Raw genomic sequence first — 22,688 nt, 5'->3', positions numbered from 1 at the left:
TAGCTGGAAAAGTGTGGGCCCCAAGCGAAGTGCAAGCAGACCGAACAAGCGGGAGTGGCTGTCAGCGGGTGGGCCGGAGACCTTCGAGAAGGACACCGAGATACAGTTCTCGCCGTCGCGGGTCGCTGTCGCCCGACCGCACGGCATGCTCGACGCCGCACAACAGCCGCCGCACGTCGTCGGCCTCGAGCCCACTGCGAAGTACACCGGCCAGACGGGCCCGATCCAACAGCTCGGTGATCGATCGATCGATCTCGGACTTCATCTGCGAGGTCTGCGCCTCGGCGTCGTCAGCAGACTCGAGCACAGCCGCGAAACCGGGATCGTCCAGCGCCCGATCGAGCGCGAAACGCAGCAGGCTGTGCAAACCGGCCAGCGCGTCCTCGGCGGCGACCGCCGCTCGCGCCTGACCGACCAGTTCCTGGAAACGCTCCACCGACAGCGCCTCGACCAACGCGTGCCGGTTGGGGAAGTGTCGGTATATTGTCCCCACGCCCACTCCGGCGAGCCGGGCGAGAGCATTGAACTGCAGCGAGTCGTCCCCCGCGGCCAATTGCTCACGAGCGACCCGCAATATCCGGTCTCGATTGCGCGCGGCATCAGCGCGCAACACCGGCGCCTGCCCTGCTCTTTGCCTCACCGCCTCAGCATAGGGCCGCCCGCGAGACAGCCACCTACGAAGATTCATCTGGCCTGTGACCGGCTGGGCCGCCCGTTGTCGGTGGTGTTGAGGGCGTGATGCTCGATCTGGCCACGCTGCTCGTGTGGCTTCGAGGACACCGCCTAGCGGTCGACGCGGGTGCGTCCGGGCATGGTCGCGGCGGCGAGAAGCATGACGACGGCCATGGCGAGCATGGCGATGAACACCAGGTGGATGCCGTGGGCGAGTTCGCCGGGCGACGGGTGGTCGGGGTTGTGGATGCCCGCGTTGACGATGGCGCCGAAGACCGCGACGCCCAGTGCGCTGCCAAGGGAGCGGGCGAACATGTTGGCGGAGGTGACGACGCCGCGTTCGTGCCATTCGGCGCTGGCCTGTGCGGCGATGAGGGTGGGGGAGGCGACCAGGCCCATGCCCGCGCCGATCAGGAAGCAGGAGGCCGCGATCTGCCAGGGGCTCGTCTGCGGGCCGACGAGCAGCGTGGTGGCACAGCCGAGGCCGGCGAGTGTGCTACCGACCAGTCCGCTGATGCGGAACCCCCAGCGTAGGTAGAGCTTTCCGGACAGGGTCGCGGCGAGGGGCCAGCCGAGCGTGAGTCCGCCGACGGTCAGGCCCGCGACCAGCGCGGTGGTCCCGAGCACGCCCTGGGCGAAAGTCGGTACATACGAAGTCAATCCGAGCACGACGGCGCCGACCAGCAGCGAGACCGTGCTGCTCGCGATCACCACCCGACGGGTGAAGATCCACAGCGGCAGAATCGGATTCGCCGTGCGCAACTCCACCACCACGAACAGGACCAGCACCGCCACACTGCCCGCGAACAAGATGAGGGAGACCGGCGAAGTCCACTCCCAGGCCTGACCACCCTCGAGCAAGGCCAGGATCATGGCACCCGCGCCGACGGTGAGCAGGATCGCGCCGAGATAGTCGATCCGTTGCGTACTGCGCACCGCCGATTCGGTGAAGTGGCGCACCAACATCCAGCCCGCGATCGCGCACAGCGGCAGGTTGATCAGGAAGATCCACCGCCAGCTCAGATGGTCGGCGAACAGACCCCCGAGCAGCGGACCGAGCACGGCCGAACTGGCCCACACCCCCGCCAGATAACCCTGGACCTTGGCACGTTCGGCCAACGTGTACAGATCACCGGCGATCACCATCGTCATCGGTTGGATCGCCCCGGCGCCGATCCCCTGGATCGCCCGAAACGCGATGAGCGCCACCATGCTCGTGGCCAGTCCGCACAACAGTGACCCCACCGCGAACGCCACGATCCCGAACAGGATCACCGGCTTGCGCCCGACCATGTCGGCGAGCTTGCCGTAGATCGGCACCGTAACAGCCTGTGCGAGCAGGTAGATGGAGAACAACCACGGGAACATCGCGAACCCGCCGAGGGTGTCGGTGATGGTGAGTACCGCCGTCGCGATGATGGTCGAGTCGAGCGCGACGAGTCCGGTGGAGAGCATGAGCGAGGCGAGAATCGGACCTCGTTCGGAACGCAGGCCGACTGCCGGGCTCACGGTATCGGTCGCCACCGAGGTCCTTTCGTTGCTCCGACTAACCACTCGTTGCACGGTATCGGCCGCACGGCTGTTCGCGCGCGGCATTTTCCCAGGGTGTGACGCGATCGGTGCCCGGCACGGGCTCAGTCCGACGCGAAGCGCGCGGCGATCTCGGCCGCGGTGACCTTGGCCAGTTCGACGAAGAACGGCACCCGTTCATCGATCATCAACGCGGCCGGTCCGCGCAGGCCGAGTGCGAACCGGCAGCTGCCCCGCGGATCGAGAATCGGCAGGCCGATCGTGCGGAATCCGGGATCCAGTTCGCGATCGTTGAACGCGTAGCCGCGCTCTCGCGTCGTGATCAGTTCCGCGCGAAGCTCTTGCGGCCCCGACACGGAACGTTCGGTGCCCTCCTCGTACGGCAGCGATCGCAACTCGTCGTCACTCGCGTCGGTCCAGGCGAGCAGGGCTTTGCCGAGTGCGCTGGCGTGCAGGGGAAGTCGGACGCCCTGCAACTTGTGGCCGTCGCTCTCGCGCCACCGGCTGGTGCCGAGCAGCACGGCGTGGATGTCGTGGCGGGTGGCCACCGAGCAGGACGCGCCGGTGGTGGCGGCCAACTGCTCGAGGTAGGGCTCGGCGAGATAGATCCGGTGCTGGCGGTAGGCGATCTGACCGTATTCGGCGAGCGCCCCGCCCATGCGGTAGCGGCTGGACTCGGTGTCCTTCTCCAGGAACCCGGCCTGCACGAGCGCGCCGAGCAGCCGGTGGGTGGTGCTGACGGCCAGCCCTTGCGCGCGGGCGACCTCCGAGACCCCGCGCTCCTCGCCGCCGCGGAAGCAGTCGAGTACCGACAGGGCCCTGGTCACGGTCTGCACACCGGAGGTCTCCACGAAACCGACGGTAACACAGGCGTTCGATCAGAAACCGGCCAGATTTTCCGCTATCTGGAAAGGCTGGCACTGGAACTGCTCGCCAACCGCCATAGAACGGGAAGACCCACCGTGTCAAGCTTTCCGATCCATGGAAAGGCATACCTCGTCGGGCGCCGTACTCACTCCTACGCTGCGAAGGCATCAACCCCCAGCCCCCGAACAGGAGCCCCGATGTCCCGCAGGCTGCCGGCCTTCTCGCGGATCGCCCTCGCGATCGTCCCCGTCGTAGCCCTCGTCGCGGCGTGTGGCTCCGACTCCACGCAGGAACAGGGGGCGCAAGCCTCGTTCGTTCTCAAGGTCACCGACCCCGGCAACAGCGGCCCGCTCGCGGTCGGCAAACGCGACGGCACCTTCGACGCGGCACTGGCCCCGCTGGGCGCCAAGATTCAATGGGTCAGCACCACACCGGGTTTCAGTTCCACCTTGAAGCTGTTCAACACGAGCGAACTCGACGTCTCCGGTGCCGCGTTCAGCCCCGTCGTCGGTGCGCTGTCCAAGGATGTCGGCGTGAAGATCGTCGCCGTGGCCGACCCGGCGGCGCAGGATCAGAGCGGCATCGTGGTGACTCCCGAGTCGGGCGTGACCACCGTGGCAGGTCTGGTGGGCAAGCGGATCGCGGTGAATCCCGCCGGCAAGGGCGAGTACATCACGCTCAAGGCGCTGGCCCAGGCCGGTATTCCGGCCGACAAGGTGACCCGGGTTCCCCTGCAGCAGAAGGACGCCGCGTCGGCCTTCGCGACCGGCAAGGTCGACGCGTGGGCGTCGTTCCTGGTGCCCTACCAGGAGGCCAAGGCCGCGGGCGCCAAGGAGATCGCCACCGAGAAGTCGGTCGGCTCCAAGGACAACACCGTCGTGGTGTTCCGCACCGAGGTCCTCGACAAGCGCCCCGATATCGCCGCGAAGTATCTGGAAGTGCTGCAGGGACTCACCGCGAAGCAGAAGGCCGCGCCCGCCGACTTCGAGAACGTCTTCGAGAAGTCCGGCCCGCGCGCGCTGGCCGGTGACCGGCTCGCCGACGCGGTCCGGGTCGGCGGTGAGGTCACCGTGCCCCGCTTGCCCGCCGAATCCGATGCCGTCGACCTGGCCGATGTCGTGAACACCTTCGCCGACAACGGCGTCATCTCCCGCCGGATCACCGCCGCCGACATCTTCTACGACCTGAAGTCCAAGCTCACCCCGGACCAGCTCGCCGCGCTGAAGGACAAGTGAGATGGCGACTCTCGCACTGGCTCCGCCGCGAGCGCGCGTCGCCCGGCAGCGGCCCCGATGGTTGTCGCTGAGCCTGCGCGCCGTCCTGCCCGCCGCGATCGTGCTGGTCTGGTGGGTGGGATCGGCGAGCGGCGCCATCTCGCCGCGGGTCATCGCCGGCCCCGGCGCGGTCTGGTCGGCCTTCGTGGAACTGTTCGACAGTGGCCAGCTGGTCGACTTCGCGCTCGCCTCGTTCTGGCGCGCGGCCGCCGGAGTGGCGCTCGGCGTCGGTGTCGGGCTGGTGCTCGGCTTGCTGTCGGGCCTGTCCAGCCTGGGCGAGGAGCTGGTCGACTCGACCATGCAGATCGTGCGCGCGGTGCCGTTCCTGGCGCTGGTGCCGCTGTTCATCGCCTGGTTCGGCATCGATGAGCTGTACAAGGTGCTGCTCATCGCGGTGGCGACGACCGCGCCGATGTATGCCTACACCTACCTCGGCGTGCGCAATGTCGACCGCAAGATGGTCGAGGCGGCACGCAGTTTCGGGCTCTCCGGGACCAGGCTGGTCGTCGAGGTGATCGTGCCCGCCGCGCTACCCGGCATCCTGATGGCGCTGCGGGTGTGCCTGTCGATCAGCATCACCGCGCTCATCGCCGCCGAACAGGTCGGTACCCAGGAGGGCGTCGGTTACCTGGTGACACTGGCCCAGGAATACAACCGCACCGACTACATGGTGCTGTGCGTGGTCCTCTACGCGCTGCTCGGTCTGGTGTTCGACGCACTCGTACGGCTCGCGGAACGCTACGCGATGCCATGGCGCAAGCAGGTGGCGATCCGATGACGACAACAGCAGCCGCACCGATTCGGGTCGCGAAACAATCACCGGTCGCAGTGTCGATCACCGCACTGCGCAAGGCATTCGGCGAGAAGACGGTCCTCGACGGAGTCGACCTGACGATCCGCCGCGGCGAGTTCGTGGTGCTGCTCGGGCCGAGCGGCACCGGCAAGACCACGTTGCTGCGCCTGCTCACCGGACTCGAAACACCCGATGCCGGCGAGGTATTGGTGCCTGCCCGCCGCACGACCGTCTATCAGGAACCCCGCCTGATCCCGTCGAAGCGGGTGCTGGCCAATGTGATCGTCGGCCTGCGACGCGGCAAGGCACAGCGCGAAGCCGGTCTGCGCGCACTGAACGAGGTGCACCTCGACGGCAAGGCGGGCCAGTGGCCCGCCACGCTGTCCGGTGGCGAAGCCCAGCGCGCCGCGCTCGCCAGAGCGCTGGTGCGTGACCCGGAACTGCTGCTGCTCGACGAGCCGTTCGCGGCGCTGGACGCCCTCACCCGGCTTCAGATGCAGGACCTGGTCGGCGATCTCGTCGCCCGGCACCGGCCCGCCGTCCTCATGGTCACCCACGACGTCGACGAGGCGATCCGGCTCGCCGACCGGGTGCTCATCCTCGACCACGGCCGCTTCGCCGTCGACGAGGTCATCGACCTACCCCACCCGCGTGATCACACCTCACCCGAAACCCTCGGTTACCGAACGCGATTCCTCGCCCAGCTCGGCGTCGGACCACACCCAAGGAGCCTGTCATGACCGAAACCCTGTGGTACACCCGCTGCCCCGTGCCGACCGCCAGCGGTCTCGCGCACAGCCTCGGCTGGCTCGGGGCGACCGCGGCCGATGCCGGCCTCGAGTTCGGCGTCCTGCAGGACGCGGGACCCGAGCTCGCAGGCCACCACTTCCTGCACGATCTGTCCGGCCTGATTCGTGAGGGCGGCAATGTGCCCGCGCTGGCCGCCCGCGCGCAGGGTTCGCCGACCCGCCTGATCGGTCTCACCTGGATCGACGAGTCCCAGGCGATCCTGGTCGGCCCCGATTCGCCGGTCACCGACGCGGCCGGCCTGGCCGGGCTGCGCATCGGCATCCCCGCGTGGGCGCAGGACCAGGCCCGCAGCTTTCCGCGGGCGATGGCGCTGCACGGCTTCGCCAATGCTCTGCGCCCCGCCGGGCTGACCCTGGCCGATGTCCGAGTCGTCGAGCTCGACGTCGAACGAGATCCGCAGGTGCGCAGCGCGATCCAGAGCGCGCGACGCTCGACGACGTGGGGTGTGGCCGAACTCCTCGACGGCAAGGTCGACGCCATCTATGTCAAGGGCGCCCGGGCCAAGGAAGTGGCGACGGAGAACGGGCTGCGCGTAGCGGTCGATCTCGACGCCTCGGCCACCAAGCACCTGCGGGTCAACAACGGAACACCGCGTCCGATCACCGTGCACGCCGACCTGCTGGAATCCCGGCCCGAGGTCGTCGTCGGCTTCCTCGCGCAGAGCCTGCGCGCCGCCGACTGGGCCGCCGAGGATCTCGACGGTGTCCGCGCGGTGCTGCAACGCGAAACGCTGTCCGGGCCCGCGGGTGTCGCCGCCGCCTACGGCGACGAGTTCCATCGCGGACTGCATCCCTCGCTCACCGCCGAACGCATCGAACTGCTCGGCGTGCAGAAGCAGTTCCTCTACACCCACGGCTTCCTGGCCGCCGACTTCGATCTCGAATCCTGGGTTGCCCCCGAGCCGTTGGCTCGCGCACGCGAGATCGTCGCCGCCGAGCGGGTGCCCGCATGACCGAGTTCCTGTGGCGGCTGCCCAGCCGCGGCGACGGTCGGCGCGCTGATCCGGGGCTTCGTAGTCGCGGCGGCTTCGGCCCACAGCCACCGGCCACCGCGGCCACCGATGTGCGTTCGGGCCACTTCGGTCCGTTCGACGATCTCGCGCAGATCGTCGACGCGGCCGAACTGACCGGTTTCGACGGCGTGCTCGCGCCCTACGACCCGCTCGGCGAGGAATCCTGGATCGTGGCGGCGGCTGCCCTGCGCGCGACCCGCTACGCGCAGGTCACGGTCGAATTCCAGCCCGCCTTCGGCACACCGGTCTACGCGGCCAAGGTGTCGGCGACACTGCAGCGGCACTCGGCAGGCCGCCTGAACTGGCGACTGGCTGTCGACACCGACGACGCGGAGGCCCGCTCGCGCGGCGATCGCGTCACCGGCGACGAGCGCTACGACCGCGCCGCGGAATTCCTCACCGTCGCGCGCGGCGTCTGGAACGAAAGCGACATCGGCGCAGCGGGATTCGCGGGCACCGGGTTCGATTACGCGGGCCGGTACTACGACGTCATCGACGGGGGATTCCGTGGAATCCTGTCCGGTCTGCCGTTTCCCCGCGTGCACCTGAGCGGTACCTCGTCCGCCGCGCTGGCGCTGTCGGCCGCGCACGGCGACGTACACCTGTTCGCCGACGAGCCGAACGGAATCGACTCTGCCGTCACCGAATTGAGTGAGCGGGCCGCCGCGGCAGGTCGCCGCGTGCGGGTCGGGCTCGAGCTGCCGATCATCGCCAGGGAGACCGAGAACGAAGCCTGGGCCAGGGTCCACCGGCAGTGGGCTGAGCTCGATCGCCCCGGCAACGCGGCCGAGCACGCGCTCGGCGACGGACGCTGGGCAGGCTTCGACGCGTTCGGCTACAACCAGCGTATCGGTTTGGTCGGCAGCTACGAGCAAGTGGCGCAACAGCTTTCGGCCTACAAGTCCGCGGGTGTGCAGACCTTCGTGCTGTCGGGCCACCCCAACATCGAGGAAATCCATCGCGCCGGCGAACACCTGCTGTTCCTCGCCGACCCGGTAGGCCGCACCGTGCAGGAGATCACCGCATGACCATCGACGTCTACTGGCGAATCGGCATGGAAGGCGACCACGCCTCCCTGCGCACCCCACGCCGCTACAACCGGGGCAATGCGGGCGGTTATTCGCCGGGCAATATCGCACCGGCCATCCGCGACGGCGCACTCGACCAGTACAGCTATCTCGACCACGTCGCCGCGGTCGCCAAAGCCTCGGAGTCCGCGGGGTTCCTCGGTGGATTGCTGCCCTCGTTCCCGGTGACCGACGATCCGTGGGGCGTCGCCGCCGCGCTCGCCGCCGAGACCACCACCTACCGCTTCATGGTCGCCTTCCAACCCGGCTTCCTGCATCCGGTGCAGGCGGCCAGGATGTCGGCGAGCCTGCAGCGGGCCACCGGCGGGCGACTCGTCTACAACATCATCAGCGGTGGCGGCGGACCGGCCCAATTGTGGTGGGGCGACAAGGTCTCCCATGACGACCGTTACGCGCGGACGAGCGAATTCCTCGACGTGCTGCGCGGGGTATGGGACGGCGAACCCTTCGACCACGACGGTCGCTTCTTCGGCACCGAGGGCGCGGCTCTGCCACCCGGCCTGGCCGGACAGCCGTTTCCCGAGGTGTACTTCTCGGGCTCCTCGGGTGCCGCCGTCGCCGCGGCGGGCCGCCACGCCGACTACTACCTGTCCTGGCTCGAGCCCTTCGCCGATCTGCGCGCCAAGTTCGACGGTGTCCGCCGCAACGCCGAAACAACCGGTCGCACACCGAAGTTCGCGGTCCGCATCGACATCCTCGCCCGGCACACCGAAGAAGCCGCCTGGGCCGAGATCGAGAAGGGCTGGGCCTTCGTCGACCGCGACGCCGCCAACCGCGCCGCCAAGGGCGACTCCGTCGGCGCCGCCCGCATCACCGGCTGGGTGCCCGAAACCATCACTGGCTACCGCGATCTGGAAGTGCAGCCCAATGTCTGGGCCGGATTCAGCCTGATCCGCGGTGGCCCGGCCTTCGGCCTGGTCGGCAGCTACGAACAGGTCGCCCAGCGGCTCGACGAACTGATCGACCTCGGCGTCGACGCCTTCATCCTCGCGGGCAACCCGCACCTCGAAGAGGCCTACCGGGTCGGCGAGGAAGTCCTCCCATTGCTGGGTCGTTCCCGGCTCACCACCCCGTCCACCGACACCGTCCTCGCGACGGCCCGATAACGCAGGAGTCATCGATGACCACCACCGAAACCCGTCTGTCGGAGGCTGTCTCAGCCTTCGCCGAGTCGGCTACCCGCGATGCCGAGACCGCGTTCCGGGTCTTCCGCGAGACCGGAACCGTCACCGGCAACGGCACGGTCAACTTCGTCGAGCGGGTGCCCGGCGAGGAGATCGCCGTCGCCCTCAACGAGCCGGGCCCGTGGGCCGCCGACCGTGCCGTCGAACCCGTTGTCGCCACGTTCGACGGAGAAGTGCTGTCCGGCAGGGGTTCTGCCGGATTCGTCACCGGTTACGCGAAAGTGTTCCGCGCGCACCCCGAGATCACCTCCGTCGTCCACATCCACACCCCGTGGCTCGGCGGCTGGGCCCAGACCCACCGCACGCTGCCGATCCGCTACGCCGCCTCGCAGCGACTCACCCTGTCGCGCGAGATCCCACCGCACATCGACCGCACCATCGGCGCGGGCGATTTCATCCTCGGCCGCCTCGAAGTCGACCCGCATCTGGTCGCGATCTTCGAGGCCAACGGTGGTGCCAATGTGATCGGCCGTGCCGGTCTGCTGGAACTCGCGAAATTCGTCGTGCTGCTCGAGGAGGGCGCGCAGTACCAGGCGATCGCCGAAACTCTCGGCGGCTCGGTCGAATTCGATCCGTCCAACCTCGCGGTGCAGTGGCAGCGCAGCGGTCTGGCCGACGAAGCCCGTCGCCTCGGCCTGATCGGAGATGCGCGATGAGCATCCGGGTCGGCTACTTCCCGCACAACAACTCGCTGTTCGTCCTGCGCCACCGCGGGATCTTGGAACGTTCGCTCCCCGAGGTCGAATGGGTCGATCTGCGCGCTCTGCCGCAGCCCGACCGTGTCGACCCCAAAACGGCGCTGCCGAGCGAACATTCGGACTGGCTGTTCACCGAGGGCGGCTACGACATCATCGGCACCGGCTTCACCCCGCCGCTGACCGCGCTCGCCAATCGACGCGACATCGTCTACCTCGGCATCTCCGGCCCCCGCGTGGAGAACGGCAGGCTGGTCGCGACCGCGGCGAGCGGCATCACCTCCGCCGCGGATCTGCGGGGCAAGCGGGTCGGCATCGCGCACGGCTCGTGGCAGACCACACTGCTGCTGTTCGCCCTCGACCAGGCCGGTCTCACGTGGGCCGATGTCGAACCGGTCGACGTCGATGTACGTGGGGGCGGCGCCGCGCTGCTGGCCGGTGAACTCGACGCCTGGGTCGGTACCTACCCCGGCCTGCGGGACGTGGAGGCCGCCACCGAGCTCACCACGCTGGTCGACACCGCCGCGGTGTTCAGCCACCCGTCGCTGTGGTTCACCCGCCGCGATCTGGCCGAAGGCAACCGAGCCGTGGTGGAAGCGGTGCTGGCTGCGCTGCAGGAGTCCGACGCCTGGATCGCCGCCAACCCCCGCGAGGCGGCGCAGTACTTCGTCGACGACGCCGAGTCACGCGGTATTCCCGCCGACCTCGACGCCTGGGAGGCCGCGCTGCGCGGCCGCCCGTTCGGCGTGCACCCGGTGAGCGAGGAATTCCTCGACGAGCAGCAGCGCGCCGCTGACCTCCTCGCGGCGAACGGGCTGCTCCCGCACACGGTCGACGTGCGGTCCGCGGTGCTGCCGTGGATCGGTGCGGTCGTCACCGAATCCGCCGCTGCCACCGTCTGAGCATCGAACCGCGATACTCCGGGTGATCGCCTCGCCTCGCCCGGAGTATCGCTGGACTCAGTGCGGCCGGAGTTCCGTCGACCGCTGTCCACCTGGTCGTCACGGTGAAGCGCCGGTCGGGCGTAACGGCCTCAGTCGCCGCGCGACCCGGTGACCCATACCGGCCCGGTGATCAGCCAGATCACGGTGATCACCCCGAGGCTGCCGAACACTCCCATCAGCTGCTCGCGCTGCTCGGCATCGGCGACCGTGTAGCTCAAAACCAAGGTCAGTGCGCCGGCGATGGCGGCCGCGCCGAGCCAACGCGAGAAGTCGGCCCACTCCTTGCGGGTGCGCTCAGGCCCGTATTTCGGGACCTTCACCGGAACCGGCGCACCGGCGAATCGGTGGGCGAACCGCTCGTCGGCCCATCGGATCATCCGGCCACCGAACATCACCGTGCAGCCGAGATAGATCCCGGCGATCCGATGGGCGAAGCTCACCTCACCGCCACGGTGGAGGTCGATCGCCACCGCGACCACCAGCACCACATCGAGTACGGGCACCAACGCCAGCGTCACCGTGCTCGCGCGCGGCAGCCGGATCACATAGCGCAGCAGCAAACCGCCCACCACCAGCACCCAGAAGCCGATCTCGCACGCGGCGATCGTCAGCAATACGGGGTTGTTCAGTTCGTCCATTCCCTCACTGTGCCGGGGACACCGGAGCTCCGTCGTCCCGCTTCGGGGCCATTTCCCGGTCCGCCGTTCGGGGGACCCGCGCCGTCACGGCGGTGTGCTGAAATGGGACATGCCCCCACCCCGCACGCCCCTGAGTCGGCTCGCGGACGCCTTCGACAGCGCGACCTCCGCCGCCGTCGGGATGTTTCTGGTGGGGCTGCTGCTGTGGGCCGCGGGTGGCTGGGCGGTCGTGGTGGACCGCGACCTGTATCCACCGCCCGCGAAGTTGATGCTGTTGGGCGCGGCGTTCGCGGTTCAGCTGACCGCGCAGCGCAGGCCTGCCCTCGCCTTCGGCCTGATGGTCGCCTTGCTGGCCGGTGACTTCGTGTACGGGCCGTCGCTGCCGCTGTGGATCGCGCTGACCGACGTGATCTACCTGGCCGTCAGCACCGGGTCGGATCGGCTGGGTGCGGTGGTCTCCTGGTTCTCGTTGGCGGTCACCGTGGGCGGGTCGCTGCTGGCACTGGCATTCCTCGATGTCAGAGCGGCGTTGTACACCGGCCTGGTCGGCGTCGCGCTCACCTGGTCGCCGCTCGGTTACGCGCGCGCGGTGCGTGCCTCCCGCCGTACGGTCGAGGCGCAACGGCATGCTGCCCGCGCCGAACTCGCCGCGCGTGATGCCGAACGGTCCGCCGCGCTGGGCGAGGAGCGAAGGCGGTTGGCCCGAGACCTGCACGACGCGGTGGCGGGCCATGTCTCCGCCGTCGCGATCCTGGCCGAAGTGGCGCAGAAGAAGCCCGGTGACATCGCGGTCCTGCAGACGATCCGCTCGAGCAGCCTGGCCGCAATGGAGGAGATGCGCACGACCATCGACCTGCTCACCGCACCTGACGACACCGCCGTGACCACGCGACTCGCCTCCCTGGACGGCCTCATCGACGCCGCGGAGGCGGCGGGTGGTGCGGTGACACTGCGACAGCCCACCGACCTCGAACTGCCCACCGCGGTCGAGGCGGTCGTCACCCGGATCCTGGGCGAGACCCTCGCGAACGCGACCAAACATGCCCCCGGTGCGCCCCTCGACATCGAAATGCGCCGCGATGCGACACGATTGGTGGTGACCGCGACGAATCCGATGCCACCGGGCGTCGCGCAGGGCGAGGGAAACGGACTGCGCAACATGATGTTTCGCGCGGAATCAGTCGACGGCACCATCACCGCAGGCCCCCAGGACGGCACCTGGCGCGTGTGCGCACGAATTCCCTTGGGAGACAAGTGACAGTCACCGTGTTGGTCGCCGACGACCACGCCACCATCCGGGCCGGGCTGAAGATGCTTCTCGAAGCGTCCGGCGAGGTGCGAGTGATCGGGGAAGCGGCCGACGGTGCCGCCGCGGTCCGGCAAGCCCGTGCCCTGCGCCCCGACGTGGTGCTGATGGACGTGCGGATGCCCCGCGTCGACGGCCTGGAAGCCACCGCGGCCGTCGTCGCCGAGACCACCGCGAAAGTGCTGGTACTGACCACTTTCGCCATCGACGAATACGTACTGGGCGCGCTCTCGGCCGGTGCGAGCGGATTCCTGCTCAAGTCCGTCGGTGGTGACGATCTGGTCAGCGCCGTGCTGGCGGTGGCCGAAGGAGACGCGGTCCTCGACCCGAAGGTCACGCGTGCGGTGATCGCCGCGTTGCCCCGTGTAGCGGACGTCCCGCCCCCGGCTGACCTGTCCGCGCTCACCGATCGTGAACGGCAGGTACTCGCGGGCCTGGGTGCCGGCCTGTCCAACATCCAGATAGGCACTCGTTTACGCATCGGCGAGGCCACGGTGAAAACGCACGTCTCCCGGGTGCTGAGCAAGCTCGGCGTGCAGTCGCGTGTGCAGGCCGCCGTGATCGCGTCGCAGTCCGGTCTCGATCTGCCCTGACCACGAGCGGGCGCGAAACCGACGATGTCCCGGTACCTCGCGAGATACCGGGACATCGGGTCGGATCGGGGCTCAGCGTGCAGGTTGCGGGTCGGACTGTTCCGGACGGATCCGGCGTGATTCAAACCAATAGGTCAGCGAAACCGTGGCGTAGGAAGCCACGACCACGGCGCCGGTTACCAGAAGAAACGCGACGAACAAGGGAATCAGGAAAGCCATGGTGCCCTCCTCGCGGTACGGTAGTCGTGCGATGAAGGTGGTGGTCAGCGCCTCGTCGCGCCGAATCTGAACGAGCCCCGCATGTTCGATAGTAGGGGCACGGCGCGACGGGGGCACGGTCCCGCGGCTGTGACGGCGGTCATGGTTTACGCGGAGTGTCACCCACGTCACCGATGCGCCCATGAGGTTGAATGTTCAACATATCTGGGTTCTACCGCGTCACGAGTTCTCGACATCGGCTTCACCACGAACAACCGACGAAGGAGCACCGATCGTGAGCATGATCCTGGCCGCAGTGCACGACACCTATGGCATCGTTGTCGCCCAGGTGGGCAATCCCACGCCGGAGGCACCGCCGATGGCCGACAAGGTGATGCAGCTGGGCCGGTATTTCACCTGGATGATCCTGCTGTCCGGCGTCACCGCCATCACCTACGGCGGCGGCCGCTTCGCCTGGGAGAAGTGGAACGGCGGCGGACTGCAATCGCCGAAGATGATCGCCAGCGCCATGGCGGGCGGCGCGGTCGCCACCAGCGCGGGCACGATCATGAACGCGGTCATCGGGGCCTGAGAACCACCCCCGCTACGGCCTCATCGAGTAGAGGCTCGGCTCTGGATAGGGAACAGTGAGGGGATGGCTGTTGACGTAGACACCCTCCACGGCGACGACGATCTGCACGCGGCGAGCGCGCTGTTCCGCGCGGCGATGGTGGGACTGCCACCGCTGCCATCGCATCGCGATCACCTGTCCGAACCGGGCCGCACGCTCGGTGCGCGCATCGACGGTCGGCTGGTCGGCACCGCGGAGTCTTACACCAGCTGGCTGGTCGTCCCCGGTGGTGCGCGCGTTTCCCACGCCGCTGTGACGCATGTCGGTGTGCTGCCGACGCACACCCGGCGGGGAGTGCTCACCGCCCTGCTGCGCCGGCAGCTCGACGACATCGCCGAGCGGGGCGAAGTGGTGGCAACCCTGCGTGCGTCCGAGGGCTCGATCTACGAGCGTTTCGGATACGGCGTGGCGAGTTCTTTTGCGCGCCTTGACCTTCTGCGCAGCCGAGCACGCCTGCGCGACACGGTCCCGCCGTCCGGCCCGGTGCGCTTCGTCGAACCGGCCGACGCATGGAAGCTGTTCCCGCAGATCTACGCGACCGCCGCGATCTCCTGGACCGGCGCGATCGATCGTCCCGAATACTGGTGGAAGGGCAAGGAACGCATCGCGGCTGAACCCGTGTACACGGTGACGCACGGGCCCACCGGCGCAGAGGACGGGTTCGCGCGCTACCACCCGGTCGACACCGCGAACTGGTTCACCAGCCGCGAACGCACGATCGTCGTCGACGATCTCGTGGCGACCACCCCGCAGGCCTACCTCGGTCTGATCCGGCATCTGCTCGCGGTCGATCTCGTAGACAAGGTGACCTTCGCCTTCGCGCCGGTGGACGCGCCGCTGCGGCACCTGTTCACCGACGAACGCGCGGTCGACGTCGCGGCGGTGCACGACGAAACCTGGCTGCGACTCATCGATGTCCCCGCCGCGCTGGCCCGCCGCACCTACCGCGACGTACCGCCGGTGATCGTCGAGGTCGACGATGCGATCCGCACCGACAACACCGGCCGATACCGGATCTGCGCGGAGAAGGTCACCAGGGTCGACGACCCGGCCGATGTCAGCGTCGACGTCGCCACGCTCGGCGCGATCTACCTCGGTGGGTCGACATGGCGCCAGCTCGCCTTTGCCGGTCGTGTCGTCGAGCACCGCGCGGGCGCCGTCGATGCCGCCGACAACCTCTTCGCCACGCCCACACTGCCCTTCAGCGGAACGTTCTTCTGACCGACATGATTCATCCGATCAGGGATGAAAGAGCCGATCGGCAGGCGCCAGCGGGCGCAGGGTATCGGAGATCTGGGCGACCAGTCGCCACGGCCGTTCGAGGTCGGTGGCCGCCTTGCCGCTGGTCAGGATGGCGCCGGAGAGGCCGCGGTCGGGATCGGCCCAGCCGTATTGCGTGGTGAGTCCGCTGCGGCCGAAATGGGAACCGGTATCGCGGCCGAATTTCGATCGGCGGGCGCCGAGCTCGAATCCGGCGCGGCTGACCCGACCTGCCAGGCCGGGCATGCGATCGGCGGGAGCGATCGCCGCGCGCAGCGTGGCGGGCTCGAGGATTCTTCTTCCGTCCAATTCTCCACCGCGCGCGAGGATTTCGTAGAAGCGGGACAGTTCGTAGGCGGTGGTGACCAGGTTGCCCGAGGGGAGTTCAGCGACGAGGAAGGCGTCGTTGGTCGCCTTCGATGCCTTGTCCATATGGCCGCCGAGGGCCTTGTTCGCCAGGAATCGGGCCAGGCGCGGCTGCGGCGGACCGGTCTTCACACTGGGTACGACCTTGTCGACATCGACGGGATCGACGCCGAAGTTGTTCCAGCGGAAGCCGAACGGTGTCAGCACCTGGTCGGCGAGGTGCTCGCGCATCCGCTTGCCGGTGGCACGTTGGACGAGCAGTCGTTGGATCAGTCCGCTGGTCAAGGCGTGGTAGACGCGGAAACGGCCGGGCGGCCAGCTCGGCACCAGATCGGTGAGTGCGGCGAGGGCGAGTTCCTCGTCGAGGACCGCGGCGGTTCCGCTGTGCGGTGCGGTGATGAACGGAATTCCCGCCGAGTGCGACAGCACATCGCCGATGGTGATCACGCCCTTGCGGTGAGCCGCGAACTCGGGAATATAGTCCGACACCGGATCTTTCAGCGCGAACGCGCCCTGCTCGATCAGCATGAACATCACCGTGGCGGCGACGCCCTTCGCGGTGGAGAACCCGCAGAACGGTGTCTGCGGTGTCGCCGCGATCAGCTCGGCGTCGGGACCGTCGCTCGGTGCGTTGCCCCACCCGTGACCGATGGTCCGGTTCAACACGATCGCACCGTTGCGTCGCAGACACACCTGGATGGCCGGTGTCGTGCCCATCGTGTACCACGCGCGCACCGACGCCCAGATCGCCTCGACGTCGGCACGCGACGATCCGGCATCGGCCGGATCGTCCTCGTGGCCGACCGTGGTCACCGCGTCCAGATCCTCGGTAACCCTCACCAACGTGGCGGGAAGTGCACTCATCGGGCCAGCCTACCGACGGCGAGCTGTGATAATCCTGAGCGTGCTCCCCGCTGATCGGTGACACAGCGCCGCATCCGCGTTGCGGCAGCGCCCCGACGAGTTGCTGATCACACCCTGGCCTCGGTCAGCGCCGCGTCGGCACGGACAGCGTCGACCGGGCTGCGACCCGCGGCGGTCACCGCGCGGCGGGCATAGGCGCGGACGTCGGCGTCGGGATCGGCGATCGCCGACTCGAGCGCGTCGAGGGCGGCGGCACTGCTCGGCCAGGTGGACAGGGCCAGGACCGCCGCCTTGCGCACATCGAGGTGCCGGTCGGCGAGCGCCTCACCCAACGGCACCACGCCCGCCTCCGGGGTGGAACCCGCCAGCCCGCGTGCCGCACCGACGCGCACCTGCCAGGCGGAATGTCGTAGTGCCGCACCGAGTTCGGCGACGTCCTCGTCCGCGGTGCCCAGCGCGGCAAACGCACTGAGCGCGGCAGCACGGACCAGCGGATCAGGATCGCCGGCGAGCACGCGGATCACCTCGACACCGCCGTCACCGATCGAGGCGAGCCCGTGCGCGACCGCGATGCGGACCTCACGGTTGACATCGCCCGCGATCGAGGACACCGCGTCGGCATCGTCGAGAGAGACCAGTGCTCGCACCGCCTCGATCCTGACTCGATGATCGGTATCGCCCAGTGCTGCACGGAAATCCGGTGCCGAGCCGGCCCGCAGCGCACGAAGCAGATCGATGACGGTCGCGCGAACCAGGGGATCAGGGGAGCGCAGATGCTCGCCCAACGCACCGGCTCCCGCGAGCACCTCGACCAGTTCCCGCAGACTCTCGGTCGCCGCTCGGCGCACCGAGGCAGCCTCATCGCCCAGCGCCCGCACCAATTCCTCGGCGAATCCGTCGGGGGTGTTCTCGGTGAGCACCGACAGGGCCGCGACCCGCACCACCGGATCGGGATCGGTCAGGTAGCTCGAAAGGTCCTCGACCACAGGGGAATCCAGTGCGAGCAGGGTTACCAGCCGAGGCGAAGACGGTGATACCGGCGCGACCTCGTTGCGAACGGGGGCCTCGCGCTGTGGCGCCCGAGTCCCGACCAGTGCGGGCTGGGCGATCACTTCGACGATCGGCTCGGCCGAGGGCACATCGTCGAGACCGGGCACCGGCACCAGATACGGCGCCACCGAGCGCTTGACGAATTCCATCTCGCCGCCGACGGTCTTGCGCAGGTTCAGATGGAAGTTCCACGACTCGTCGTCGCGCTCGGGCAGATCGGCGCGATCGTGATAGAGACCCCACCGTGACTCGGTGCGGGTCAGCGAACTGCGCGAGGCCATTTCGGCGCAATCCCGAATGAACTGCACCTCGACCGCACGCATCAGTTCGTGCGGGGTCTGCGCGCCGATGCCATCGACCTCGGCGCGCATCCGCTCGAAGGTCTCGACGGCGATCGAGAGCTTGGCCGCCGTTTTCGGGGGCGCCACATAGTCGTTCACGAAGCGGCGCAGCTTGTATTCGACCTGTGGCTGCGGTGGGCCTTCGGGCTGGCGCAACGGCCGGTAGATCAGTTCGTGGGCGTCGGCGAGCTGATCCTCGGGCAGGTCGGCCGGTGCGTCGAGCTGGGCCAGCGTCGAGGCCGCGTGCGCGCCGGCCAGATCGCCGTAGACGAACGCGCCGATCATGTAGTTGTGTGGCACGCACGCCAGGTCACCCGCCGCGTACAGGCCGGGGACCGTAGTTCGCGCGTTCTCATCCACCCACACGCCCGACGCGGAATGTCCACCGCACAAACCGATTTCGGAGATGTGCATCTCGATGTCGTGCGTGCGGTAGTCGTGCCCGCGATTGGCGTGGAAGGTTCCGCGTGTCGGCCGCTCGGTGGTGTGCAGAATCGACTCGAGCGTCGACAGCGTCTCGTCCGGCAGGTGCGACACCTTGAGATAGATGGGCCCGCGCGCGGATTCGATCTCCTGCTTCACCTCGGCCATCATCTGCCCCGACCAGTAGTCGGAGTCGACGAAACGTTCCCCCTGGGCATTGACCTGATAGCCACCGAACGGATTGGCGACGTAGGCGCAGGCCGGCCCGTTGTAATCCTTGATCAGCGGATTGATCTGGAAGCACTCGATCCCGGAGAGCTCCGCACCGGCGTGATACGCCATCGAATAACCGTCACCGGCGTTGGTGGGGTTCTCATAGGTGCCGTAGAGATAGCCCGACGCGGGCAGCCCGAGCCGACCGCACGGCCCCGTCGCCAGGATCACCGCTTTCGCGGCCACCTCGACGAATTCGCCGGTGCGCGTGTTCAATGCGGCCGCGCCGACCGCCCGACCGTCGGCGGTGAGCACCCGCACCGGCATCAGCCGGTTCTCGATGCGGATCTTCTCGCGCATCTTCCGTTGCCGCAGCACGCGATACAGCGCCTTCTTCACATCTTTGCCCTCGGGCATCGGCAGCACATACGACCCCGACCGGTGCACCCGGCGCACCGCGTACTCGCCGTATTCGTCCTTCTCGAACTTCACCCCGTACCGTTCGAGGCGTTGCACCATCGCGAAACCCCTTGTGGCGGTTTGATACACGGTGCGCTGGTCGACGATGCCGTCGTTGGCGCGAGTGATCTCGGCGACGTAGTCCTCGGGCTCGGCCTTACCGGGAATGACGGCATTGTTCACGCCGTCCATGCCCATGGCCAGCGCACCGGAATGCCGCACATGCGCCTTCTCCAGCAGCAGCACGTTCGCGCCGGACTCGGCGGCGGTGAGCGCGGCCATGGTGCCCGCGGTGCCGCCGCCGATGACGAGCACATCGCAGTCGAGCCGGATGCGGTCGGACAGTTCGGGAATGTTCACAGAGACTCCAGGATTCGGGCCCGCAGCGCTTGCCGGTCGACCGGTTCGCGCGGCTCGGGTACCTCGACGACCGCGCGCAGCGAACCCGCGCCGAGCACGGCGATCCGGTCGCCGAGCAGCAGGGCTTCGTCGAGGTCGTGGGTGACGAAAACTATCGTGGTCGGGTGCGCGCGCCAGGTGTCGACCAGCAGGCGCTGCATCTCCGCACGGGTCTGGCTGTCGAGTGCGCCGAACGGCTCGTCCATGAGCACCGCACGCGGCGAACCGGCCAGGCTGCGGGCGAGCTGCACCCGTTGACGCATCCCGCCGGACAGATCGCGCGGCAGATAGTCGGCGTAGCCGCTGAGCCCGACCTCGTCGAGCCAGCGCTGCGAACGTGCGGCACGGTCGCTGCGCGACACTCCCCGCAGGCGCAGCGCCAGATCGATATTGGCGCGAGCAGTACGCCACGGCAGCAGTGCGTCGTCCTGGAACACGAGCGCGCGATCGGCCGACGGACCGGTGACGGCGTCCTCATCGGCGCGGATCACCCCGGCGGCGGGCTTGCGCAAGCCGGCGATCGCGCGCAGCAGGGTCGACTTGCCGCAGCCGGACTTGCCGACCAGGACCAGGATCTCACCGGCCGCGACCGTCAGATCGAGGTCGTGCACAACGGTTTTGCGGCCGTAACTGATCCGCACGGATTCGAGGTCCAAGCGCATGCCGACCGAAACGGCGGGCGCGGCGGTGGTCGTGGTCATCAGGCAACCTCTCGCGGCAGCCAGCGGGTTACCCGACGGCCTGCCAGTTCGACGATTCCGGAGGTGAGGAAACCGAGCACACCGATGGTGATCATCCCGACGAACACGGCCGGGTAGTCGACGATGGTGTAGGACTGCCAGGTGCGGTAGCCGATGCCGAGGCGCCCGGAGATCATCTCCGCCGAGATCAGGCAGATCCAGGCCACGCCCATTCCGACCGACAGCCCGCTGAACACCCCGGGCAGGATGCCGGGCACGACGACCCTGGTCAGCACCTCGCGCCGGGATGCGCCCAGCGTGCGGATCGCGTCCTCCCAGATGGTCGGCAGCGCCCGCGTCGCGTGTCGGGTGCTCACCAGCACCGGGAACAGCGAGGCGGTGAAAGTGATGAACACGATGCCGGATTCGTCACTGGGGAACAGCAGGATCGCGACCGGCACCAGCGCGATCGCCGGAATCGGCCGGATCAGCTCGGCCAGCGATCCGAACACATCGGCCAGCAGTCGCGACCGACCGAGCCCGATGCCGGCCAGCACACCGACGACCGCGGCCAGGCCGAACCCGGTGACGATCCGGACCAGCGACTGCGCCACATCCAGGTAGTACTGACCGGTCCCGAGATGTTCACCGAACTCGGCGACGATCTCGGTGACCGTCGGCAGGGTGTCGAACCGCAGCCCGGCGCGCACATTGCCCGCGGTGAGCAACTGCCACAGTCCGATGGCGGCCGCCACCGAGGCGACTCGGATCGTTCGCGATACCCAGACCGACCTGGAGGACACGTCGTCAGCGTGAAGGGCAGTGGCATCGGCATGCGAGCTGCTCGAGATGCCTGGTGCGCTGGCGTCTTTCGTCGGAACGGAGGTGGCAGCGCGCAATTCGGCCGCGTCGACGCTGTCCGTCCCGAGTGGGACGGCCTGATTGGAAAGCGTGCTCATCCGCGGACTTCCGTGACGGCCTGCTCATAGGAGACCGGTGCGGCGGCGGGATGGGTCGCGCGGTAACGGTCGGCCGCTGCCTGTGTGGTGAACGGCAGGTACTGCGTGCCCTCGCGCAGCCAGATGGCCTTGTCGGCGAACCAGCGAGTACCCAGCTCGGCGTCGGGGACATACACCGCGCGAACCGTCTTGCCCGCCGCTTTCGCCGCCTGCACCGCCCGCAACAAGCAGCCGGGGTTCGCGGCGGGCTGCGGCTTGTCGGCACCGTCGACCCAGATCTCGCCGGCCAGTGCCGGATCACTCACGGGCACAGCGCAGATCGGATCGGTACCGGTCACCTTGCTCGGATTGACCCCCGATGCCAGCGCGGCGTCGTAGTCAGCGCGGCCGTTCTCCGCGAAGGCCTTGCGCAGCGGGCCGTCCTGGACGAACGCGTCGATGTCGAGCTCGGCGAAATCTCCGATCGACTTCAGGTAGTTCACGTCATCCTTGAATGCCGCGATCAGGTTCGCCTTGAGCGTGGTGTCGAAACTGGTACCACCCGGACCGTTGTAGAGATACACGACCTCGCGCGGCAGCCCCGACCCCTTGGCGACGAGATCGGCTGCCTCGAAAGGCTTCTCGTTGAGGAACGCGGTCGCGTCCAGCTGCGCGGCCAAGAACGCCTGCAACACCTCGGGATGATCGGCCGCGTATGCACGACGAGCGACCACCCCGTGGAAAGTCGGCACATTCAGCTCGGCGCCGTCATAGAGCAGCTTGGCCTTGTTCTGCTGCACCAGCAGCCCCGGCCACGCCACGAACTGCGACAGTGCGCTCACCTGATGCGATTCCAATGCGGTGGCCCCCACCTGCGGCTGCTGATTGAGCACCTCCACACCCTTGGCCGGGTCGATCCCGGCCCGGCTGAGCGCCTGCACCAATGTGCCGTGCCCGGCCGAACCCACACTGGCCGAGATCTTCTGGCCTGCGAGGTCGGTGAGCGAGCGGGCCGGTGAATCATTCGGCACCACAACCATGTTCAGCGCGCCCTTGGGGTTGTAACCGGTGATCGATACCAGCTCGGTCCGCGCGCGTTCGTTGGCCTGCGTGCGAGATCCGTTGATCAGCAACGGATAGTCGCCCATCGAACCGATGTCGATCTTCTCGGCCACCATCTGGGCGGTGATCGGCGCGCCGGTGTCGTAGTCCTGCCACTCCACCTGGTACTTCGCGCCACCACCGTCGGTGATCCGCTGTAGCCGCTGCTCCAGGTAGCCCTGCGCTTTCAGCAGCGTGCCCGCGGTGACGGTATTGATGGTCTTGGACTGGTAACCGATGACGACCTTGACCGTGCCCGCCGGTGCGGCGTCGGTACTTTCGAGCGAGCAGCCGGCCGCGGTCAACGCGAGAGCCAGTGCGACAGGGGCGAATCGAGTGATCTTCATGCGTGGGATTCC

22 protein-coding genes are annotated in these 22,688 nt (G+C 68.3%); 12 read left to right on the top strand and 10 right to left on the bottom strand.

The features are described from left to right. Positions 1–61: 61 nt before the first annotated feature. The 3 genes from ACLJPD_RS26085 to ACLJPD_RS26075 all read right to left on the bottom strand — a co-directional run bounded on the left by ACLJPD_RS26085 (position 62) and on the right by ACLJPD_RS26075 (position 3,053). Entirely contained in the window at positions 62–640 is a 579-nt protein-coding gene (locus tag ACLJPD_RS26085) for a TetR/AcrR family transcriptional regulator (RefSeq protein WP_410875616.1), read from the bottom strand. A gap of 143 nt (positions 641–783) precedes the next feature. Further along, on the bottom strand, positions 784–2,196 hold the full coding sequence (locus ACLJPD_RS26080; RefSeq protein ID WP_410875614.1) for an MDR family MFS transporter: 1,413 nt from the start codon (positions 2,194–2,196) through the stop codon (positions 784–786). Between the two features lie 110 nt (positions 2,197–2,306). Beyond that, positions 2,307–3,053 carry an IclR family transcriptional regulator gene (locus ACLJPD_RS26075; RefSeq protein ID WP_410875612.1) on the bottom strand — a complete coding sequence of 249 codons (747 nt, stop codon included), beginning with the start codon at positions 3,051–3,053 and terminating at the stop codon, positions 2,307–2,309. Between the two features lie 213 nt (positions 3,054–3,266). On the opposite strand from ACLJPD_RS26075, the gene ACLJPD_RS26070 reads away from it, so the two are divergent. Genes ACLJPD_RS26070 through ACLJPD_RS26035 form a run of 8 tightly spaced genes read left to right on the top strand, consistent with a single transcriptional unit; the run spans position 3,267 to position 10,827 of the window. Next, positions 3,267–4,304 (top strand): NrtA/SsuA/CpmA family ABC transporter substrate-binding protein, encoded by a 1,038-nt coding sequence (locus ACLJPD_RS26070; RefSeq protein ID WP_410875610.1) that lies wholly within the window; start codon positions 3,267–3,269, stop codon positions 4,302–4,304. Position 4,305: 1 nt separating this feature from the next. Next, the gene (locus ACLJPD_RS26065) at positions 4,306–5,121 is read left to right on the top strand and encodes an ABC transporter permease (RefSeq protein ID WP_410875608.1); all 816 of its coding nucleotides are present in this window, start codon (positions 4,306–4,308) and stop codon (positions 5,119–5,121) included. After that, a complete protein-coding gene (locus ACLJPD_RS26060; protein ID WP_410875606.1) occupies positions 5,118–5,876 on the top strand; it encodes an ABC transporter ATP-binding protein in 759 nt (252 codons plus the stop codon). Before ACLJPD_RS26065 ends, ACLJPD_RS26060 begins: the two co-directional genes overlap by 4 nt. After that, a complete protein-coding gene (locus ACLJPD_RS26055; RefSeq protein WP_410875605.1) occupies positions 5,873–6,898 on the top strand; it encodes an ABC transporter substrate-binding protein in 1,026 nt (341 codons plus the stop codon). The genes ACLJPD_RS26060 and ACLJPD_RS26055 overlap by 4 nt, the downstream gene beginning before the upstream one ends. After that, entirely contained in the window at positions 6,895–7,986 is a 1,092-nt protein-coding gene (locus ACLJPD_RS26050) for an LLM class flavin-dependent oxidoreductase (RefSeq protein ID WP_410875603.1), read from the top strand. The genes ACLJPD_RS26055 and ACLJPD_RS26050 overlap by 4 nt, the downstream gene beginning before the upstream one ends. Beyond that, positions 7,983–9,152 (top strand): LLM class flavin-dependent oxidoreductase, encoded by a 1,170-nt coding sequence (locus ACLJPD_RS26045; RefSeq protein WP_410875602.1) that lies wholly within the window; start codon positions 7,983–7,985, stop codon positions 9,150–9,152. Before ACLJPD_RS26050 ends, ACLJPD_RS26045 begins: the two co-directional genes overlap by 4 nt. A 14-nt stretch (positions 9,153–9,166) precedes the next feature. Continuing rightward, complete coding sequence (locus tag ACLJPD_RS26040; RefSeq protein ID WP_410875601.1) at positions 9,167–9,886, top strand: class II aldolase/adducin family protein; 720 nt, start codon at positions 9,167–9,169, stop codon at positions 9,884–9,886. Next, positions 9,883–10,827, top strand: coding sequence for an ABC transporter substrate-binding protein (locus ACLJPD_RS26035; RefSeq protein ID WP_410875599.1), 945 nt, complete (start codon positions 9,883–9,885; stop codon positions 10,825–10,827). Before ACLJPD_RS26040 ends, ACLJPD_RS26035 begins: the two co-directional genes overlap by 4 nt. A gap of 131 nt (positions 10,828–10,958) precedes the next feature. On the opposite strand, the gene ACLJPD_RS26030 is transcribed toward ACLJPD_RS26035, so the two are convergent. After that, positions 10,959–11,507, bottom strand: a complete 549-nt coding sequence (locus tag ACLJPD_RS26030; RefSeq protein ID WP_410875597.1) for a hypothetical protein — start codon at positions 11,505–11,507, stop codon at positions 10,959–10,961. A gap of 109 nt (positions 11,508–11,616) precedes the next feature. Here ACLJPD_RS26030 and ACLJPD_RS26025 point away from each other — a divergent pair, with 109 nt between their 5' ends. Then, a complete protein-coding gene (locus tag ACLJPD_RS26025) occupies positions 11,617–12,765 on the top strand; it encodes a sensor histidine kinase (RefSeq protein WP_410875596.1) in 1,149 nt (382 codons plus the stop codon). Then, positions 12,762–13,406, top strand: a complete 645-nt coding sequence (locus ACLJPD_RS26020; protein WP_410875594.1) for a response regulator — start codon at positions 12,762–12,764, stop codon at positions 13,404–13,406. Before ACLJPD_RS26025 ends, ACLJPD_RS26020 begins: the two co-directional genes overlap by 4 nt. A 72-nt stretch (positions 13,407–13,478) precedes the next feature. Here the strand turns inward: ACLJPD_RS26020 and ACLJPD_RS26015 are convergent, their stop codons facing one another. Further along, positions 13,479–13,808, bottom strand: coding sequence for a hypothetical protein (locus tag ACLJPD_RS26015; protein WP_410875593.1), 330 nt, complete (start codon positions 13,806–13,808; stop codon positions 13,479–13,481). Between the two features lie 97 nt (positions 13,809–13,905). Between ACLJPD_RS26015 and ACLJPD_RS26010 the strand changes: the two genes are divergently transcribed. Together ACLJPD_RS26010 and ACLJPD_RS26005 are read left to right on the top strand one after the other, a co-directional pair. Then, the gene (locus ACLJPD_RS26010; protein WP_174555379.1) at positions 13,906–14,196 is read left to right on the top strand and encodes a hypothetical protein; all 291 of its coding nucleotides are present in this window, start codon (positions 13,906–13,908) and stop codon (positions 14,194–14,196) included. A gap of 63 nt (positions 14,197–14,259) precedes the next feature. Continuing rightward, positions 14,260–15,456: a GNAT family N-acetyltransferase gene (locus ACLJPD_RS26005; protein WP_410875592.1), complete on the top strand. Its 1,197-nt coding sequence runs from the start codon at positions 14,260–14,262 to the stop codon at positions 15,454–15,456. An 18-nt stretch (positions 15,457–15,474) separates the two neighbouring features. Here ACLJPD_RS26005 and ACLJPD_RS26000 read toward each other — a convergent pair whose 3' ends face one another. The 5 genes from ACLJPD_RS26000 to ACLJPD_RS25980 all read right to left on the bottom strand — a co-directional run bounded on the left by ACLJPD_RS26000 (position 15,475) and on the right by ACLJPD_RS25980 (position 22,676). Next, a complete protein-coding gene (locus ACLJPD_RS26000; RefSeq protein WP_410875590.1) occupies positions 15,475–16,725 on the bottom strand; it encodes a serine hydrolase in 1,251 nt (416 codons plus the stop codon). A gap of 107 nt (positions 16,726–16,832) precedes the next feature. Continuing rightward, the gene (locus tag ACLJPD_RS25995; RefSeq protein WP_410875589.1) at positions 16,833–19,571 is read right to left on the bottom strand and encodes a fumarate reductase/succinate dehydrogenase flavoprotein subunit; all 2,739 of its coding nucleotides are present in this window, start codon (positions 19,569–19,571) and stop codon (positions 16,833–16,835) included. Beyond that, on the bottom strand, positions 19,568–20,311 hold the full coding sequence (locus tag ACLJPD_RS25990) for an ABC transporter ATP-binding protein (RefSeq protein WP_410875588.1): 744 nt from the start codon (positions 20,309–20,311) through the stop codon (positions 19,568–19,570). The genes ACLJPD_RS25995 and ACLJPD_RS25990 overlap by 4 nt, the downstream gene beginning before the upstream one ends. Continuing rightward, on the bottom strand, positions 20,311–21,249 hold the full coding sequence (locus tag ACLJPD_RS25985; RefSeq protein ID WP_410875586.1) for an ABC transporter permease: 939 nt from the start codon (positions 21,247–21,249) through the stop codon (positions 20,311–20,313). Before ACLJPD_RS25985 ends, ACLJPD_RS25990 begins: the two co-directional genes overlap by 1 nt. Then, positions 21,246–22,676, bottom strand: coding sequence for an ABC transporter substrate-binding protein (locus ACLJPD_RS25980; RefSeq protein ID WP_410875585.1), 1,431 nt, complete (start codon positions 22,674–22,676; stop codon positions 21,246–21,248). Before ACLJPD_RS25980 ends, ACLJPD_RS25985 begins: the two co-directional genes overlap by 4 nt. Between the last annotated feature and the right edge of the window lie 12 nt (positions 22,677–22,688).

Source organism: Nocardia sp. A7 (assembly GCF_046549215.1).
GTDB lineage: Bacteria > Actinomycetota > Actinomycetes > Mycobacteriales > Mycobacteriaceae > Nocardia.
This window is presented reverse-complemented; position numbering and strand designations above follow the sequence as displayed.